This is a genomic window from Caballeronia sp. LjRoot29 (genome assembly GCF_964252755.1).
GTDB lineage: Bacteria > Pseudomonadota > Gammaproteobacteria > Burkholderiales > Burkholderiaceae > Caballeronia.
The window spans coordinates 115,869-132,432 of the sequence record NZ_CAXUPU020000014.1 but is presented as its reverse complement, the minus strand read 5'-3'; the positions used below and the strand labels follow the sequence as shown (position 1 = coordinate 132,432).

The window sequence follows — 16,564 nt, the reverse complement described above, 5'->3', positions numbered from 1 at the left end:
GGTCCCGGTTTGTGGGCGAACAGCCAGTCGGGGCTGTCCGGGTTTGACCGCGCGGCGGTTTTTACGCCTCAATCGTAGCGGCCGATGGTGAGCATTTTCATCATCGTGCGATACGCGTTGTAGGCGAGCCAGTTAAGCAAACGCTCACCAGCCGGACGCGCTGCATATTGCTCGACCGTGATCGGCCGGCCGTCGTGAAAGGCAGCCAGGATCGCGTCGCGCAGCTTCACGATCTCGTTTTCATGGTTCACCAGCACCATGTTCGCCTCATTGTTCAGCACCAGGCTCAATGCGTCCAGATTCGACGATCCTACCGTCGCCCAGTTCGAATCTACTACGGCCACCTTGCCGTGCAGGATTGTTTTCTCATATTCCGCGATCCGCACGCCGTACTTCAGAAGATTGCGATACAAGAACGGTGTTGCGTAATCGAGCGCGACAAACTCTTTTCTCCCGATCACCAGCGTGACGCGAACACCACGCTGCGCGGCGCGCGCCAGCGCGCGGCGCAGCTTGCGCCCCGGCATGAAATACGGATTCGCCAGCATCACTTCTTCTTCCGCGTGCGAAATCGCGGCGAGGTACGCCTTTTCGATTGCGCGCCGGTTGAGCAGGTTGTCGCGGGCGACAAAAGCCACGCACGGCTGGTCGACTGCGTGAATCAGGCCCCGTCGCGCTCGCAGGCGTGCTCTCAATGCACGGCGGTTCGTTCTCGACGATGCCCCCGGCGTAGGCTCTTGATCTTGTGGCCGCGGCGTCAGCGGCTTCACGCCGAGTCGAATCCGCTGCCATTGGAGATCGAAGGCTTCGCGGACATCCTTGACCACCGGACCCTGCGCTTCCAGCGCAAAGTCCCAGCGCGGGTTGTCGAGATGAACGCCGTTCTGGTCGAAGTCATCGACAATATTGATGCCGCCGCAGAACGCAATGTGATGATCGATCACCACCAGCTTGCGATGCGTCCGCGAGAAGCCAAGCTGGCCGAACAGATGCGGGTTGTACACACGATGCTCGACGTTAGCCTGCGCCCATTCGTCGAAGAGCGGAAGTTTCGCGGTGCCTATGCCGTCCGTAATCACGCGTACATGCACGCCGCGCCGGGCCGCGTTCATCAGTGCCGTGGAAACGGCACGGCCCGCTTCGTCGTCGCAGAAGATATAGGTCTCAAGCGAGACGTCGTGCTTCGCGGCGTCAATGCGTTCGATCAGCGCCGGGAAAAATTCCACGCCGGATTTGAACAACCGCACCGTGTTGTTGATGGTGAAGCACAGGCGTATCGGGCGGCGTCCGCCAAAGAGCGCTAGCTTGAGTCGGGCGAACCGGCGTTTGGGCGTACCGAAACCGATCACCGGCTGTGCTCCGCGAGACGCTCGGGCAATTGCAGGATCGCCTCACGATTCGACGATGAAAAACACTTCGCCGCCGCCTCACGGAGCGGCAGCCAGAGAAACGCGGTGTGCTCGCGCGGCGCAAGCTTCACTTCCACGCAATGCGGGACGAGCAGGCTGAACTGATGCTCGACATTTCGCACGACGCCTTCGGCATACCGATGCCGCCACTCGGGATAGATGTCGTATTCAATCCGATGATGCCAGTCGATCAAAGAACGCTCCGGCACGCCCGGGCTGCCGACCACGATCCCGGTTTCCTCGGCGACTTCGCGTGCCGCCGTCAGGGCCAACGGTTCGTCGATGTGATCTTTTGAACCCGTCACGGACTGCCAGAAACCTGGCCGGTCGAAGCGCTCGATGACGAGCACGTCCATTTCGGGCGTATGGATGACAACGAGGACAGACTCAGGAATTTTCGGCGGCTTGGACATGATTGGAACGTTGCGGCCTTTCTAAGAGGCTGGCCGAAGAATGTAACCTAAAAATGGGAAAAGGCGCACCGGGAGGTGGTTTCGTTTCGGATGTTGCAAATGGGGGAAGGGTTGGGGAACTCGCGCACTCCCTCAGTCGGCTCTGAGTACTTGTCGTGGGCGATTTGCAGCAGAAGGCCTTGGACGAGGTGAGATTTTATCGATGCAATCGTGCTCCAACGGTCAAAAACCATCGCAAAACGACCCTGTGGGCGAAAATGCTGCCTTATCGTATGGGGTATTTATCAGCCGTTACAAAGGTCACTTGCCCACGGCGCCCATAGATCCACGCGCCTCTAATTCGAGCAGTGCGGCCGGACGCCGACGCAAAAGTTGTTGGGCTGATCAAAAGTTATAGCCATTTAAGGGACGGTAGTACATGAGCGGTGAATTGATCCTGTACCAGACCGAAGACGGACTAGCACAGGTAAAACTTCGAGCCTTGGACGGAAACGTCTGGCTGTCGTAACTGGAAATAGCAGAGCTGTTTCTGACCACTAAGCAGAATGTCAGTCTGCACGTATAAAACGTGCTGGAAGGCGCCGAGTTGGTCGAAAGCGCAGTTGTTAAGAATTCCTTGACAACTGCCGCGGACGGCAAGTAGTACCGCACCAAGCTTTATAGCCTGGACATGATTCTGGCTATCGGCTATTCAGAATCGGGCGAAGAGAATTTACGGCGCACAGCTTCGCCGAAAATTAGTACCGCATAAACCGAAAAAGGCGCCTGCGGCGCCTTTTTCGTTTCAACCCGTGATGCTGCTAAAGCTTACTGCGGCTTCGGCTCCGGCGCGCGCAAACGAATGTGCAGTTCCTTCAACTGCTTCTCGTCCACTTCGCTCGGCGCTTGCGTCAACAAATCGGTCGCGCGCTGCGTCTTCGGGAACGCGATAACGTCGCGGATGGAATCGGCACCGGCCATCATTGTGACGATACGATCCAGCCCGAAGGCGATACCGCCATGCGGCGGCGCGCCGTACTGAAGCGCGTCGAGCAGGAAGCCGAACTTGAGACGTGCTTCTTCGGCGCCAATCTTGAGCGCGCGGAACACCTTGCTCTGCACTTCTTCCTGATAAATCCGCACCGATCCGCCGCCAATTTCCCAGCCATTCAGCACCATGTCGTATGCCTTCGCGAGGCAGCGGCCCGGGTCCGTTTCCAGATATTCCAGATGCTCGTCCTTCGGACTCGTGAACGGGTGATGCGCAGCCACGTAACGGTTGTCTTCTTCGTCGAATTCGAACATGGGGAAGTCCGTCACCCACAGCGGCTTCCAGCCCTTTTCGAACAAGCCGTTCGCACGGCCGAACTCCGAATGGCCGATCTTCAGACGCAACGCGCCCAAGCTGTCGTTCACAACCTTCGAACGATCCGCCGCGAAGAAAATGATGTCGCCGTTCTGCGCGCCGGTCCGCTCGATGATCGCAGCGATCGCTGCATCGTGCAGGTTCTTCACGATCGGGCTTTGCAAACCGTCGCGGCCCTTCGCGATGTCATTCACCTTGATCCAGGCCAGACCCTTCGCGCCATAGATGCGCACGAATTCCGTGTAGCCATCGATCTCGCTGCGCGTCATCTCGCCGCCACGCGGCACGCGGATCGCCGCCACGCGGCCGTCCTTGGAATTGGCCGGCGTGCTGAAAACCTTGAAATCGACGTCGCGAACGGCGTCCGTCAGATCAGTGAATTCCAGCTTCACACGCAAATCCGGCTTGTCCGAGCCGAAACGGCGCATGGCTTCGGAATACAGCATGACCGGGAATTTTTCGTCCAGCGAGACGTTGATGGTCTCTTTGAAGACGTGACGGATCATCGCTTCGAACAGATCGCGAATTTCCTGTTCCGTCAAGAACGACGTCTCACAGTCGATCTGCGTGAATTCCGGCTGACGATCCGCGCGCAGATCTTCGTCGCGGAAACATTTCACGATCTGGTAGTAACGATCGAAGTTCGCCACCATCAGCAATTGCTTGAACAATTGCGGCGACTGCGGCAGCGCGAAAAACTGACCCGGGTTCGTACGCGACGGCACGAGGTAATCGCGCGCACCTTCCGGCGTGCTCTTGGTGAGCATCGGCGTTTCAATATCGATAAAACCCTGCGCATCCAGATACTTGCGCACTTCAATCGCCACGCGATAACGCAAACGCAGGTTCTGCTGCATTTGCGGACGGCGCAGGTCGAGCACACGATGCGTGAGGCGCGTGGTTTCGGAGAGGTTGTCGTCGTCGAGCTGGAACGGAGGCGTCACCGACGGGTTCAGCACATTCAGCTCGTGGCACAGCACTTCTATCTTGCCGCTCGTCAGACCGGCGTTCGCCGTGCCTTCCGGACGGGCGCGCACGACGCCTTTCACCTGCACGCAAAACTCGCCGCGCACCCCTTCGGCAATCTTGAACATCTCAGCGCGATCGGGATCGCAAACGACCTGGACCAGGCCCTCGCGATCACGCAAATCGATAAAAATAACGCCGCCATGATCTCGCCGGCGATGAACCCAGCCGCACAGCGAAACGCTTTGGCCCAGCAGGGCTTCGGTCACCAGACCGCAGTATTCGGATCTCATCGACATGATGTTGTGTCTTTCGTTATTCATTGATCAACGGTGCGCGCGCACAAGCTCAAAGCGTTGTTCGCAGCGCGCCGGCATTACAGCGGCGGATCGACGGGGCGACGCGGCGCGGCCTGCGCTTGCGGCATGGACGGCGCGACTACTCCCATAGATACGATGTACTTCAACGCAGCATCGACGGACATGTCGAGCTCGATGACTTCGCTTTTCGGCACCATCAGGAAGAAACCCGAGGTGGGATTCGGCGTGGTCGGCACGTAGACGCTCACATGTTCTTCAGTCAGGTGATTGACCACGTCGCCGCCGGGAACGCCCGTCAGGAAACCGATGGTGTAGGACCCCGAATGCGGGTAACGGATCAGCAGTGCCTTGCGAAACGCGTTGCCGCTGCTGGAGAGCAACGTGTCCGACACTTGTTTGACGCTGGTATACAGCGGCCCGACCACGGGAATGTGACGCACGATCACATTCCACCACTCGACCAGCTTCTGGCCGACGAAGTTCTGCGTGAGCAAGCCCACGACGAATATGAAAGCGAGCGTCAGCACAGCGCCGAGGCCCGGCAGGTGAAAGCCGAAGACCCGCTCGGGTTGCCAGGATTCCGGCAACAGCAGGAGCGTCTGGTCCATGGTCCCGATCACGAGCCCGATCACCCACAGCGTGATGGCGAGCGGAACCAGCACCAGCAGGCCGGTCGCAAACACGGATTTCAACGTAGTCTTTTTGGTCGTCATTTACACAGCCGGAAGGCCGCCCCGTTCGAGCTTCAACGGTTTGGCTGGTTTGCCGCCCAGCGCACATTCACGGCTTCGGGCGGTCATCTTCTTGCGTGCGATCGGACAGATCGAGCAGATCGTGCAACTGGACGCGCTTGCGGCACGGGCTGAGCACGACTGCATTGCAGGCTTCGCGCTTCACCCCGACGACGAACGTCAATTCGATGCAGGCGAAGCCGGTTTGCTCGATGACGCCGCTGCCGACGACGTACCGCTCGACTTCGAGCTGTCTGCCGCTGGCGTGCTTGCAGCGGAGGAATCGGTCTTCGACGACTGATTGCCCGAATCTTTACTCGAACTGCCGGAATCCGATGCGCCTTCGCTCTTCGTTTCGGCTTTGGCGCCTTCGTCCTTCTTGCTGCCGTCTTCTTTCTTGGCAGCAGGGGCGCCGTTGTTGCCACCGCGGAAATCGGTCACGTACCAGCCTGAGCCCTTCAACTGAAAGCCCGCGGCCGTTACCTGTTTGACGAATGTGTCTTTCCCGCACTGCGGACAGTGCGTGAGCGGTGCGTCGCTCATTTTCTGGAGCGCGTCTTTTTCGAAGCCGCAGGACTCGCAGCGGTACGCGTAGATCGGCATGTCACTCTTCCTACGATTAACGTTTCGGCGCTTGCAAAGCCCTGAATTATAGCCTCAAACCATCGGCCAACCCTTAATTTTGGGCTGGCAGGCCTTGGTTTCAAGGGGACGCGGCCAGTTTGCGCAGGTTTCTTTTGTCGAAACGCAGGCTATGCAAGCGCAGGCGGATTCAGACGCCGGACTAAGCTTTCGGTCCACGCCGACGCCAGGTAAGCCAGCGTTCGCGTCCTGCGAAGACGTCGATGGAACCGGTCACTTCGTGCTCCTCCACGAGTTCGAAGTACGGTGTCAGCAACGCATCGAGCGCATCGCGCTCGATGCCGAACGGTGGGCCCTTGGGGGTATTGCCGAGGAAATAGAAACCCGCCAGCATCGCGCCGGGCTGCAGCAGTTCGGCCATCCGAACTGCATAGTCCTGCCACCGGTCGCGCGGCAAGGCGCACAGGAACGCGCGCTCATAGATCCAACTCGTTTCAAACGGCGGCTGGTACGCGAAGAAATCGGCTTGCTCAACCACGCCGGCGTGTTCGCCCAATTGCTCACGCGCGGCCGCAACGGCGCTCGGAGAGAAATCGATAGCTCTGACCGGCCAGTTTTCTCGCGCCAGCCACAATGCTTCGTACGCGCTCCCGCAGCCGGGTATCAGGACGTTCGCCGACGTGTTCCGATGCGCGAGGGCAAACGCCCTGAACGCTTCAGGCGCGCCGGCCTGATCCCAGGGTGTAAAACGCTGGTCGAAGCGCTCGTTCCAGAACTCGGGTGAGTTCGGGTCGCGAGCCTGGAAGCTGGGAGGAGAAGCGGGCTTGCTGGTGTCGATCATGGCGCCCTCACCCTCCGTATGCAAACACCTGCCAGAACTGGACAAGGACCGCGCCCGCGCCTACCGCAAGCCCGAAGATCAACAAGGCTTGCAGCAAACGATTCGTACGTTTCTGCTCGATCAGGATCATGCGCATGAGCTCGTCATTGCCGCCGCCGGGCTGGTCATGACGGTCAGCCAGCACCTGATGGATCAGGCGCGGCAACTGCGGCAGCGTCTTGCTCCACTGCGGCGCTTCCAGTTTTAGCCTTTCGTACCAGCCGCGCCAACCGACCTGCTCATTCATCCAGCGTTCGAGATACGGCTTGGCCGTCTTCCACAGATCGAGTTCGGGATCGAGCGATCGACCGAGCCCCTCCACGTTCAGCATCGTTTTCTGCAGCAGCACGAGTTGCGGCTGAATCTCGACGTTGAAACGCCGCGAGGTGGAAAAGAGCCGCATCAGCACCTGGCCCAGCGAAATATCTTTTAACGCCCGGTCGAAGTACGGTTCGCAGACGGCGCGGATAGCGCTTTCCAACTCTTCGACGCGCGTGCTCGGCGGCACCCAGCCCGACTCCAGATGCAGCGTGGCCACACGGTGATAGTCGCGCTTGAAGAACGCCAGGAAATTCTGCGCCAGATAGTTTTTATCGAAGTCGGACAGCGCGCCGACAATCCCGAAATCCAGCGCGATATACCGCCCGAACGTCTCCTCTGCGAGACTCACCTGGATGTTGCCCGGATGCATGTCGGCGTGGAAAAAGCCGTCGCGGAATACTTGCGTAAAGAATATCTCGACGCCTTCCTGCGCCAGTTTCGGGATATCCACGCCCGCCGCTCGCAGCACTTCCACCTGGCTGATCGGCACGCCGACCATGCGCTCCATCACCAGCACGGTGGGCGCCGAATAGTCCCAGTACATCTCGGGCACCATCAGCAAATCGAGGCCCGCGAAATTGCGCCGCAACTGGCTGCCGTTCGCAGCCTCGCGCATGAGGTCGAGTTCGTCGTGGAGGTATTTATCGAACTCGGCGACCACTTCGCGTGGCTTCAGCCGCTTGCCGTCCGCCCACAGCCGTTCGGTCCAGTACGCAATGTCGCGCAGCAACGCCAGATCCGAATCGATCACCGGCAGCATGTTCGGCCGCAGTACCTTAACCGCCACTGCCTTGCCCCCGTGGGCGCCGGTCTTGATCTTGGCGAAATGCACCTGCGCAATCGATGCACTCGCCACCGGCACACGCTCAAAGTCGTCGAACAGGACGTCAATGGACGAGCCCAGCGCCTTCTCCACAAGGCCGATAGCGACATCCGAGTCGAACGGCGGCACTTGATCCTGAAGCTTGGCGAGTTCGTTGGCTATGTCGACAGGGAGCAAATCGCGGCGCGTTGACAGCACCTGCCCAAACTTCACGAAGATAGGCCCAAGGCTTTCGAGCGCGAGACGCAGCCGCACCCCGCGTGGGACGTCGAACTTGCGGCCGAACGTGGTGACGCGCATCAGCAAACGGACGCGCCGGTCCTGAATGCCGCTCATCACCAGCTCGTCGAGCCCGAATCGCACTACGGTGAAAAAAATCTTGAGGAAACGCAGAAGACGCATGGTTCAGCCCGTTACTTGCTCGTGCCGCGCGCTGACGCGGCGCCGGACGCTGACGCGCCTCGGGCTTCGGCTTTTTGTTCAAGTCGCTCGATGCGTTTTTCGACGCGCGCGAGCGCGTCCCGGGCTACTGACAGTTCGGCATTGAACGTGTCGAGAGCGCTGCGGCGCACGAGTTGAGGTTGTTCGTCGAGCAGGTATTCGGCCACCGATTCAACCAGATTGCGTCCTGAGCGGCGGGCTTGTTCACCCACCTTGCGCACGGTCGAGCCAATGCGGTGAGCGGGACCGTCGCCAATGACGCGCGCCAGATCTTCCTCGGGCTCCCATCGCAGATGTTCGGCCAGTTTTGCGATCGTGGTCGCGAACTCCGCGTCGCCCTCTATGCGGACGTGTTTCATCGCAGCGGCCTGGCCGCCTTGCAGGAACGCCGGAACGGCGTCCGCGGGGACTGACAGCGTGACGTCGAATGTGCGTGCTTCGGTTTCGTCGACGGCGGCAATCAGCCCGTCAGGCTGCACCATCAGCAACAGCGAGAACGGCGAGAGCGCCAGCCGCGCGGTCTTGCCGGCGTAAGGCGTAAGCCGCTCGCGGGCCCAGGATTCGCGCGCGAGCACGTGGTTCACAGCCGCCGCGAATGCTTTCGATGCGGTTCTGGCTGCGGCCTGAGTGGCTGAAGGTGCGGCGGGTTGGGCGAATTCGTCTGCGTGCGTCATCGGCTCTGAGATGAAAAAACCCGCGCAAGCGGTCACTCGCGCGGGTTTCTATTCTACCTTTGCAACTGGCGTTGTCGTTTGCCCCACAGCACCGCCAACATCACGTTAGCCATAAGGCCTGCCTATCAACGCCGGGACGACCGGCTTTTTCAGCCTGTCGCGCTGATCAATTAACTGACCTGCTGGATCCCGGCCAGCAACCAGCCTTCGTTGCCGTACTTCTGCTTCGACAAGTTCCAGATCTCGATAAACGGCTCGGCGGCAGCGCCTTCCGCTTCACGAATCAAACCGTGGAAACGCACGCTGGCAAGGCTTTCCGTGCCGCGTTCCTCGACGCCCAGGATGTCGGCGTTGAGTTGCACGACGTCGGTACGGTTCGGCTGCGTGCCCCGTGCATCGATATCCAGCTTCACTTCCGCGAACATTTCCGGCGTGGTGAATTCGCGGATATCGTTGGAATTGCCGCGATCCCACGCGTCCTGCAAGCGCACGAAATAAACTTTCGCGTTTCGCACGAACGCTTCGCTGTCGAAACCTGCGGGCACGTCGATCTGCGGTGCGGCCTCGATCGTGTTCGCGCTGTTCAGCGCAGCCGCGGACGGACCAAAACCACCCGACGCCGACGGCGGTACATAACTGGGTTCTTGCGAGTTAAACCCGGTACGTGCCGATCCGCCAAACGGTGAACCCGCGCCGCCGCCAGTTGCATACGCTGGCGTATGGGCGTTTTTCCTGCGGTTCATGATGAAGCGGAACACCATGACAGCGGCCATTACGATCAACGCGATCATGATCATGTTGGCCATTGCGCCAGCGAACGCGCCGCCAAGACCGAAGTGCGACAGCAACGCCGCAATGCCAAGACCGGCGGCGAGACCGGCGAGCGGGCCCATCCAGCGGTTACGCGCAGGTTGCGCGGCCGCAGCAGCGGGCGCTGCTGCAGGTGCCGCACGCTGTGCGTTAGCGGCCTGACCCGGCTGCATGGACTGCGACGGCGGCGTCGCTTGATTCTGCTGAGCGGCACTCGTTGACTGACGGCCCATGCTGCGGCCGCCACCCATGCGGCGTGCCTCTGCATCTTCAGCAATCAAAGCACCGGCCATGATCACGCCAGCCAGCGCAACGACCCCGGCTTTCCTGAATAACGACTTCAGGAAACCCCGAGTTTGGGGTAAGCGCGTATCGGACATTTCGAATCCTTATAAAAGTGGAACACTAAAATTTTGTCCCGACGTGCAACGCTACCACGCCACCTGACAAATTGTAATATTCGACTCGATCCAATCCCGCGCGTTCCATCATTTCTTTTAAAGTTTCTTGATCCGGGTGCATCCGGATCGACTCTGCGAGATAGCGATAGCTATCCGCATCTTTCGCGAATTTGTCGCCAAGCCACGGCAAAAACTTGAAACTGTAGAGATCGTACGCTTTCTTTAACGGCTCCCATACCTTCGAGAACTCCAGAACCAGTACCCGGCCGCCCGGCTTCAATACCCGATACATTTCGGTCAACGCACCATCTTTGTGCGTCATATTACGAAGTCCAAAGGCAACTGTAATGACATCGAAATAATTGTCGGGGAACGGAATCTTCTCGGCATCGCAGATCAGGGTGGGTGTGATCACACCCCGGTCAATCAGGCGATCACGGCCGACGCGCAGCATCGATTCATTGATATCCGTGTGCCAGACCTCGCCTTTTTCGCCCGCCTGTTTCGCGAACGCTTTCGCGAGATCGCCCGTCCCGCCTGCCAGGTCGAGCACTTTGTAGCCTGGACGCACCTTCGCCTGGCCGATCGCGAAAAACTTCCACGCGCGATGCAGCCCGCCCGACATCAGGTCGTTCATCAAGTCGTAATTGCTCGCGACCGAATCGAAAACGCCCGCCACCTTCTTCGCTTTTTCCTGTTCGTCGACCGTTTCAAAACCGAAGTGGGTCTTGCTCATCGCGTTCGTCCTCATCTTGTTCGTGTTGTTGGCTGCGCCCTGATACGGGCTGTCGGCCGATGGCAGTGGCAAATTGTCGCTGCGAAGTAAAAGCCGGTTAGTGGCGATGTCCACCGGACGCTTTTGGCGTCATTGGCGTATCGCGGTCAATGCCCGCCGCTTCCAGTTTGGCGAGATAGTCGGCCCAGAGTTCATCCTGGCGGACCGCGAGGTCATGCAGGATGTCCCAGGAATACAGGCCGGTATTGTGGCCATCGGAGAAAACGAGTTGCAATGCGTAGTGGCCGACCGGCTCGATGGCGTTGATCAGCACGTCCCGCTTGCCCGTTAGCGGCGTTTCTTGTCCGGGACCGTGACCTTGGACCTCCGCCGACGGCGAATATACGCGCAATAGCTCAAACGGTATCCGATACGTCTGATCGTTACCGTATTGCAGTTCGAGTGCGCGCGTTTTCGAATGCACGACAATGCCCGTCGGAATCGGCGTTTGTTTGGTCAGTCCGCTCATAGTGAGCCTTTATCAGAGTGTCATTAGCCCGGGCGGCTTGGCTGGAAGGTTCAGCTTCAGCGTCTCAGCCGAACGCCAGCGCCATCTCGGCGCGTACTGCTTCGCGCAGCAAGGTGGCCTGCGCCCGGCGATTCGACAGCAGCGCCTGCGACACCGTGCGCTGGCGCGGCGCCCAGATGGGCAGCGGAAAACGGGAATCGTTGGAGTGGCGCGGGATGACGTGCCAGTGAACGTGAGGGACCTGATTGCCGAGACTGGCGAGATTGACCTTCGCCGGCGCGAGGATTCGACGGATCGCGCGCTCCACCCCGTTCACCGCCGTCATCAACTTGAGGCGCGCGGCGTTGTCGAGATCGGACATTTCCGCCACGTGCGCATGCCAGATCACGCGGCAAAAGCCCGGCCACTCGGGCTCGTCGGCGAGGACGACGCGCACCGCGTCGTCCGACCACAAGACCTCTCCGCCGTCTTCACGGCAAAAAACACAGTCCATCATTTTCCTCTAGCGAAACAAGCCCCGATTCCGCTATTACACCAGCACGCGCTCGATACCGCCATCGTTAGCGCGCGCCACGTAATCTTCCATCCAGCTCGCGCCGAGCACCTTGCGGGCGATTTCCACGACGATATAGTCCGCTTCGATGTTCGCGTCCTCGTTATAGCGCGACAAACCCTGCAGGCAGGACGGGCAGCTCGTGAGAATCTTGACGTCGGTTCCGGCGGATTGAACGCCATCACCTGCTTTTAGCACCGAACCTGGTGCAGCACCCGCCGTTCCCGCCGACGCGTTCGCCATATTCACCGCGTTCGAGCCCGCCTCGCCCACCAGCGGAATGTCGCGCAACTTCGCCGCGCCCTTGCGGATTTCCTCTTCCTTGCGGAATCGGACTTGCGTCGAAATGTCCGGACGCGTGACGGCGAGCGTGCCTGATTCGCCGCAGCATCGGTCATTCTTCTCGATCTTGTAGCCGTCGTTCGCCGAACCCATGATTTCATTCACGAGCTTGATCGGGTCCATTGTTTTGATCGGTGAATGGCAAGGGTCGTGATACATGTAACGCGTCCCGGTCACGCCTTCCAGCCTGATGTTTTTTTCCAGCAGGAATTCGTGGATATCGATAATCCGGCAGCCCGGGAAAATCTTCTCGAACTCGTATCCGGCCAGTTGGTCGTAGCAAGTTCCGCACGACACCACCACCGTCTTGATATCCAGATAGTTCAGCGTATTGGCCACGCGATGGAATAGCACGCGGTTATCGGTGACGATCTTCTCGGCTTTATCGAATTGCCCGGCGCCGCGTTGCGGATAACCGCAGCACAGGTAACCCGGCGGCAACACCGTCTGCACGCCCGCTTCCCACAGCATGGCTTGCGTGGCGAGGCCGACTTGCGAGAACAGGCGCTCCGAGCCGCAGCCCGGGAAGTAGAAGACGGCTTCCGTATCCGATGTCGTCGTCTTCGGATTACGGATAATCGGGACAATCTTGTTGTCCTCAATGTCGAGCAACGCCCGCGCCGTCTTCTTCGGCAAGTTACCCGGCATCTTCTTGTTCATGAAGTGAATGACTTGCTGCGTCACCGGCGGCTTGCCGACCGTTGCCGGTGGTTTCGCCGTCTGCTTCTTCGCAAATTTCTTCAGCACTTCATTGCCCAGCCGCTGCGCCTTGTAGCCGACGCCCATCATCGCCGTGCGGGCCAGGTTGATGGTCTGCGGATTCGTCGCGTTGAGGAAGAACATGCCGGCCGCATTGCCCGCGTTGAACTTCTTCTTGCCCATCTTGCGCAGCAGGTTGCGCATGTTCATGGTGACATCGCCGAAATCGATCTTCACCGGGCACGGCGTCACGCACTTGTGACAGACGGTGCAGTGGTCAGCGACGTCGTTGAATTCGTCCCAATGCTTGATGGATACTCCACGCCGCGTCTGCTCTTCGTACAAGAACGCTTCGACCAGCAGCGATGTCGCGAGAATCTTGTTACGCGGGCTGTATAGCAGATTGGCGCGCGGCACATGCGTCGCGCAGACCGGCTTGCACTTGCCGCATCGCAGACAGTCCTTGATGGAATCCGCGATCGCGCCAATATCCGACTGCTGCATGATCAGCGATTCATAACCCATCAAACCGAAGCTCGGCGTGTAGGCGTTGCGCAGATCGGCGCCCGCGAGCAGCTTGCCCGCGTTGAAACGGCCTTCCGGATCAACGCGTTGTTTGTACTCGCGAAATTCCGAGATCTCGTCTTCGGTCAGGAATTCCAGCTTCGTGATGCCGATGCCGTGTTCGCCCGAAATCACGCCGTCCAGATCGCGCGCCAGCTTCATGATGCGTGCGACCGCGACGTGCGCGTCCTGCAGCATCTCGTAGTTGTCGGAGTTGACCGGGAGGTTCGTGTGGACGTTGCCGTCGCCCGCGTGCATGTGCAGCGCGACAAACACGCGGCCGCGCAGCACTGCTTTGTGAATGTTCTGCGCTTCTTCGAGGATCGGCTTGAACTCGCCGCCACTGAAAATGTGCCGCAATTCGGCGCGGATTTCCTGCTTCCAGGAGATACGGATAATGCGGTCTTGCGCGACGTCGAACACACGTACGCCCGGCTGCGAATCCACGCGATCCGCCATCTTCTCGGCCAGTCCTTCGTAGCCAAGCTGAACCATGTAGTGCTGCGCTTCCCGCAACGGCAGATCCAGCTTTTCACCGATGAACGTCCAGCGTTCGCGCACTTTTTGAAGCAGCTCAAGCGCATGCTGCACACGGTCTTCGAGCAATTCGGCGCTGGGAATCTCGTTGGCGTCATCGCTCTTTCCGAGCGGCAGCTTGCCCGTCTTGAAGAACGTTTCGAGCGCATCGACAAGTTTCAGCTTGTTCTTGATCGACAACTCGATATTGATCCGCTCGATCCCATCGGTGTACTCGCCCATACGGTTCAGCGGGATCACGACGTCTTCGTTGATCTTGAACGCGTTCGTATGCTTGGCGATAGCAGCCGTGCGCGAGCGATCGAGCCAGAAGCGTTTGCGCGCTTCGGCGTTCACCGCGACAAACCCTTCGCCGCTCTTGCCGTTCGCCATGCGGACGACTTCGGACGTCGCTTGAGCCACAGCATCTGGATCGTTACCGACGATATCGCCAATCAGCACCATCTTCGGAAACGCGTTGCGCTTGCTCTTGGTCGCGTAACCGACCGCGCGCAGATAGCGTTCATCGAGATGTTCAAGGCCGGCGAGAATCGCGCCGCCCTGCTTCGATGTCTCGAACAAGTAATCCTTGATTTCCACAATGCTCGGAATGGCATCGCGCGCCTGGCCGAAAAACTCGAGGCAGACGGTGCGCGTATGCGCGGGCATCTTGTGCAGGATCCATCGCGCCGATGTAATCAGCCCGTCGCACCCTTCCTTCTGTACGCCCGGCAGACCCGACAGGAATTTATCCGTCACGTCCTTGCCAAGCCCTTCCTTGCGGAACTTGCTGCCGGCAATATCGAGCGATTCGGTACGCAGTAATTTCTCGCCCGGCGCACGCGATCCGTCGAACCAGTCGAGCCGGAAACGCGCCACGGGGATGTCGTGAATCTTGCCGCAGTTGTGATCCAGGCGCGTGACTTCGAGCCAGTCGCCCTGCGGATCGACCATGCGCCACCAGGCCAGATTGTCGAGCGCCGTGCCCCACAGCACGGCCTTCTTGCCGCCGGCGTTCATCGCGACATTGCCGCCGACACACGATGCATCCAGCGACGTTGGGTCGACCGCGAACACGAAACCAGCGTGTTCGGCGGCTTCGGTCACCCGCCGCGTAACCACGCCCGCGCCCGAAAAAATGGTCGCGACTTTATGGTCGACGCCCGGCAGATCCGTCATTTCGACGGGGCCAAGCTGTTCGAGCTTTTCGGTGTTGATAACGGCCGCGAACGGCGTCAACGGAATTGCGCCGCCGGTATATCCCGTGCCGCCTCCGCGCGGGATCACGGTCAGCCCGAGTTCGAAGCACGCCTTGATCATCCCGGCAATTTCCGCTTCGGTATCCGGCGTCAACACGACGAACGGGTATTCGACGCGCCAGTCCGTTGCATCGGTCACGTGGGAGACGCGCGACAGGCCATCGAACTTGATGTTGTCTTTTTCAGTGACCTTTCCCAAGACCTTCGATGCCTTCTTGCGCAGATCGTAGGTTTGCTCGAACTCTTTCTTGAAATCTTCGACCGCGCGGCAAGCGGCGCTGATCAGCAATTCCACCCGCGCCGCGCGATCCCGGCCGGCATCGTCCTGATGTTGCGAAAGATCCGCTTTGCGGCGCTTTTCGATATCGCCCAGACGGTGATTCAACGCTTCGATCAGCAATGCGCGGCGTTTGGGGTTATCGAGCAGATCGTCTTGCAGATACGGATTACGGCGCACGACCCAGATATCGCCGAGGACTTCATAGAGCATCCGAGCCGAGCGGCCCGTGCGGCGCTCGCTGCGCAGAATGGCCAGCGCTGCCCAAGCTTCCTCGCCGAGCAGGCGAATGACGATTTCGCGATCGGAAAACGAGGTGTAGTTATAGGGAATTTCGCGCAGGCGCGGCTCGGTATCCAGGGCCACGGCATGCGCGGCGCCGTTCGGATCGAAGGCTTGGGGTGCGTTCATATTCGACAGTTCGGTGAGCCGGCGCTTACGCTGACAATGAGATCACGAGCAGCGCTATAGCCGGCATTGCGCGGGGAGGCGCAGATTTTCGAGTGATACTTTTTGTGAAGGTGCTCGCCGGCAGGAAGTGACAGAGGGTGGCGAGCGATGCAAAACCTTCGAGAGGCCGGAATCAGCGCCACGATCGCTGATGACGCGCATGTCGTTCCGAAGCCGCGTGGGTAGCGCAGCAGAGCGCGCAGCACTCGCGTAGAGCGTCGCGGGGAACATGCGTCAAAAAGCCGGTCCGGGACTGCCGTTGCATCTTCCGATCCTGTATCGAAAAAGGAATTCTAACTCATCAGGATGTTTGCCGTTCGCAGGCGGTAGCGGGTTGAAGGGCTTTATGCCTGCCAAATTTCGACGCATTTTTGATGGTTTTTTCGCCGGCGGATTGGGGATTTCGCGGGCATTGGGGCCGGAGCGCGGCGGCCGGATTTCTTGTGGGCAGTTGGGACCGATGGCCGATTGCCCGTTCCGGCGTACCAGCAGCCATCGAACGCCGGAAACCCGTTCCACCGACCCCCTGCGCTATTATTGATGC

15 protein-coding genes are annotated in these 16,564 nt (G+C 59.7%); 1 reads left to right on the top strand and 14 read right to left on the bottom strand.

What is annotated here, in order from left to right:
- Positions 1–68: 68 nt before the first annotated feature.
- From ACSQ83_RS17550 to ACSQ83_RS17485, 14 genes are all read right to left on the bottom strand, one after another.
- The gene (locus ACSQ83_RS17550; protein WP_436229004.1) at positions 69–1,349 is read right to left on the bottom strand and encodes a phospholipase D-like domain-containing protein; all 1,281 of its coding nucleotides are present in this window, start codon (positions 1,347–1,349) and stop codon (positions 69–71) included.
- Entirely contained in the window at positions 1,346–1,822 is a 477-nt protein-coding gene (gene nudB, locus ACSQ83_RS17545) for a dihydroneopterin triphosphate diphosphatase (RefSeq protein ID WP_414949463.1), read from the bottom strand. The genes ACSQ83_RS17550 and nudB overlap by 4 nt, the downstream gene beginning before the upstream one ends.
- Before the next feature lie 807 nt (positions 1,823–2,629).
- Positions 2,630–4,432, bottom strand: coding sequence for an aspartate--tRNA ligase (gene aspS / locus ACSQ83_RS17540; protein WP_414949464.1), 1,803 nt, complete (start codon positions 4,430–4,432; stop codon positions 2,630–2,632).
- A 77-nt stretch (positions 4,433–4,509) separates the two neighbouring features.
- On the bottom strand, positions 4,510–5,166 hold the full coding sequence (locus tag ACSQ83_RS17535; RefSeq protein ID WP_414949465.1) for a DUF502 domain-containing protein: 657 nt from the start codon (positions 5,164–5,166) through the stop codon (positions 4,510–4,512).
- Positions 5,167–5,233: 67 nt separating this feature from the next.
- Positions 5,234–5,368, bottom strand: coding sequence for a hypothetical protein (locus ACSQ83_RS17530; protein ID WP_436229003.1), 135 nt, complete (start codon positions 5,366–5,368; stop codon positions 5,234–5,236).
- Entirely contained in the window at positions 5,365–5,787 is a 423-nt protein-coding gene (locus tag ACSQ83_RS17525; RefSeq protein ID WP_414949466.1) for an FmdB family zinc ribbon protein, read from the bottom strand. The genes ACSQ83_RS17530 and ACSQ83_RS17525 overlap by 4 nt, the downstream gene beginning before the upstream one ends.
- 181 nt (positions 5,788–5,968) lie before the next feature.
- On the bottom strand, positions 5,969–6,607 hold the full coding sequence (locus tag ACSQ83_RS17520; RefSeq protein ID WP_436229002.1) for a methyltransferase domain-containing protein: 639 nt from the start codon (positions 6,605–6,607) through the stop codon (positions 5,969–5,971).
- 7 nt (positions 6,608–6,614) lie between these two features.
- The gene (ubiB, locus tag ACSQ83_RS17515) at positions 6,615–8,192 is read right to left on the bottom strand and encodes a ubiquinone biosynthesis regulatory protein kinase UbiB (protein WP_436229001.1); all 1,578 of its coding nucleotides are present in this window, start codon (positions 8,190–8,192) and stop codon (positions 6,615–6,617) included.
- A gap of 11 nt (positions 8,193–8,203) precedes the next feature.
- Entirely contained in the window at positions 8,204–8,905 is a 702-nt protein-coding gene (locus ACSQ83_RS17510; protein WP_414949469.1) for a ubiquinone biosynthesis accessory factor UbiJ, read from the bottom strand.
- A 170-nt stretch (positions 8,906–9,075) separates the two neighbouring features.
- Entirely contained in the window at positions 9,076–10,095 is a 1,020-nt protein-coding gene (locus tag ACSQ83_RS17505) for a Tim44 domain-containing protein (protein WP_436229000.1), read from the bottom strand.
- 25 nt (positions 10,096–10,120) lie between these two features.
- The gene (gene ubiE / locus ACSQ83_RS17500; protein ID WP_436228999.1) at positions 10,121–10,852 is read right to left on the bottom strand and encodes a bifunctional demethylmenaquinone methyltransferase/2-methoxy-6-polyprenyl-1,4-benzoquinol methylase UbiE; all 732 of its coding nucleotides are present in this window, start codon (positions 10,850–10,852) and stop codon (positions 10,121–10,123) included.
- 97 nt (positions 10,853–10,949) lie between these two features.
- Positions 10,950–11,360, bottom strand: coding sequence for a gamma-butyrobetaine hydroxylase-like domain-containing protein (locus ACSQ83_RS17495; RefSeq protein ID WP_436228998.1), 411 nt, complete (start codon positions 11,358–11,360; stop codon positions 10,950–10,952).
- Positions 11,361–11,424: 64 nt separating this feature from the next.
- Positions 11,425–11,853 carry an HIT family protein gene (locus tag ACSQ83_RS17490; RefSeq protein WP_414949673.1) on the bottom strand — a complete coding sequence of 143 codons (429 nt, stop codon included), beginning with the start codon at positions 11,851–11,853 and terminating at the stop codon, positions 11,425–11,427.
- 36 nt (positions 11,854–11,889) lie between these two features.
- Positions 11,890–15,981 carry a DUF3683 domain-containing protein gene (locus tag ACSQ83_RS17485; RefSeq protein WP_436228997.1) on the bottom strand — a complete coding sequence of 1,364 codons (4,092 nt, stop codon included), beginning with the start codon at positions 15,979–15,981 and terminating at the stop codon, positions 11,890–11,892.
- Positions 15,982–16,249: 268 nt separating this feature from the next.
- On the opposite strand from ACSQ83_RS17485, the gene ACSQ83_RS17480 reads away from it, so the two are divergent.
- The gene (locus ACSQ83_RS17480) at positions 16,250–16,561 is read left to right on the top strand and encodes a hypothetical protein (RefSeq protein ID WP_436228996.1); all 312 of its coding nucleotides are present in this window, start codon (positions 16,250–16,252) and stop codon (positions 16,559–16,561) included.
- Positions 16,562–16,564 lie beyond the last annotated feature (3 nt).

Bases quoted from the DNA above. Each gene is read 5' to 3' on its own strand.
- nudB (WP_414949463.1), bottom strand. From the start codon at position 1,822: ATGTCCAAGCCGCCGAAAATTCCTGAGTCTGTCCTCGTTGTCATCCAT.
- aspS (WP_414949464.1), bottom strand. From the start codon at position 4,432: ATGTCGATGAGATCCGAATACTGCGGTCTGGTGACCGAAGCCCTGCTG.
- ACSQ83_RS17535 (WP_414949465.1), bottom strand. From the start codon at position 5,166: ATGACGACCAAAAAGACTACGTTGAAATCCGTGTTTGCGACCGGCCTG.
- ACSQ83_RS17525 (WP_414949466.1), bottom strand. From the start codon at position 5,787: ATGCCGATCTACGCGTACCGCTGCGAGTCCTGCGGCTTCGAAAAAGAC.
- ACSQ83_RS17520 (WP_436229002.1), bottom strand. From the start codon at position 6,607: ATGATCGACACCAGCAAGCCCGCTTCTCCTCCCAGCTTCCAGGCTCGC.
- ubiB (WP_436229001.1), bottom strand. From the start codon at position 8,192: ATGCGTCTTCTGCGTTTCCTCAAGATTTTTTTCACCGTAGTGCGATTC.
- ACSQ83_RS17510 (WP_414949469.1), bottom strand. From the start codon at position 8,905: ATGACGCACGCAGACGAATTCGCCCAACCCGCCGCACCTTCAGCCACT.
- ACSQ83_RS17505 (WP_436229000.1), bottom strand. From the start codon at position 10,095: ATGTCCGATACGCGCTTACCCCAAACTCGGGGTTTCCTGAAGTCGTTA.
- ubiE (WP_436228999.1), bottom strand. From the start codon at position 10,852: ATGAGCAAGACCCACTTCGGTTTTGAAACGGTCGACGAACAGGAAAAA.
- ACSQ83_RS17495 (WP_436228998.1), bottom strand. From the start codon at position 11,360: ATGAGCGGACTGACCAAACAAACGCCGATTCCGACGGGCATTGTCGTG.
- ACSQ83_RS17490 (WP_414949673.1), bottom strand. From the start codon at position 11,853: ATGGACTGTGTTTTTTGCCGTGAAGACGGCGGAGAGGTCTTGTGGTCG.
- ACSQ83_RS17485 (WP_436228997.1), bottom strand. From the start codon at position 15,981: ATGAACGCACCCCAAGCCTTCGATCCGAACGGCGCCGCGCATGCCGTG.
- ACSQ83_RS17480 (WP_436228996.1), top strand. From the start codon at position 16,250: ATGCGTCAAAAAGCCGGTCCGGGACTGCCGTTGCATCTTCCGATCCTG.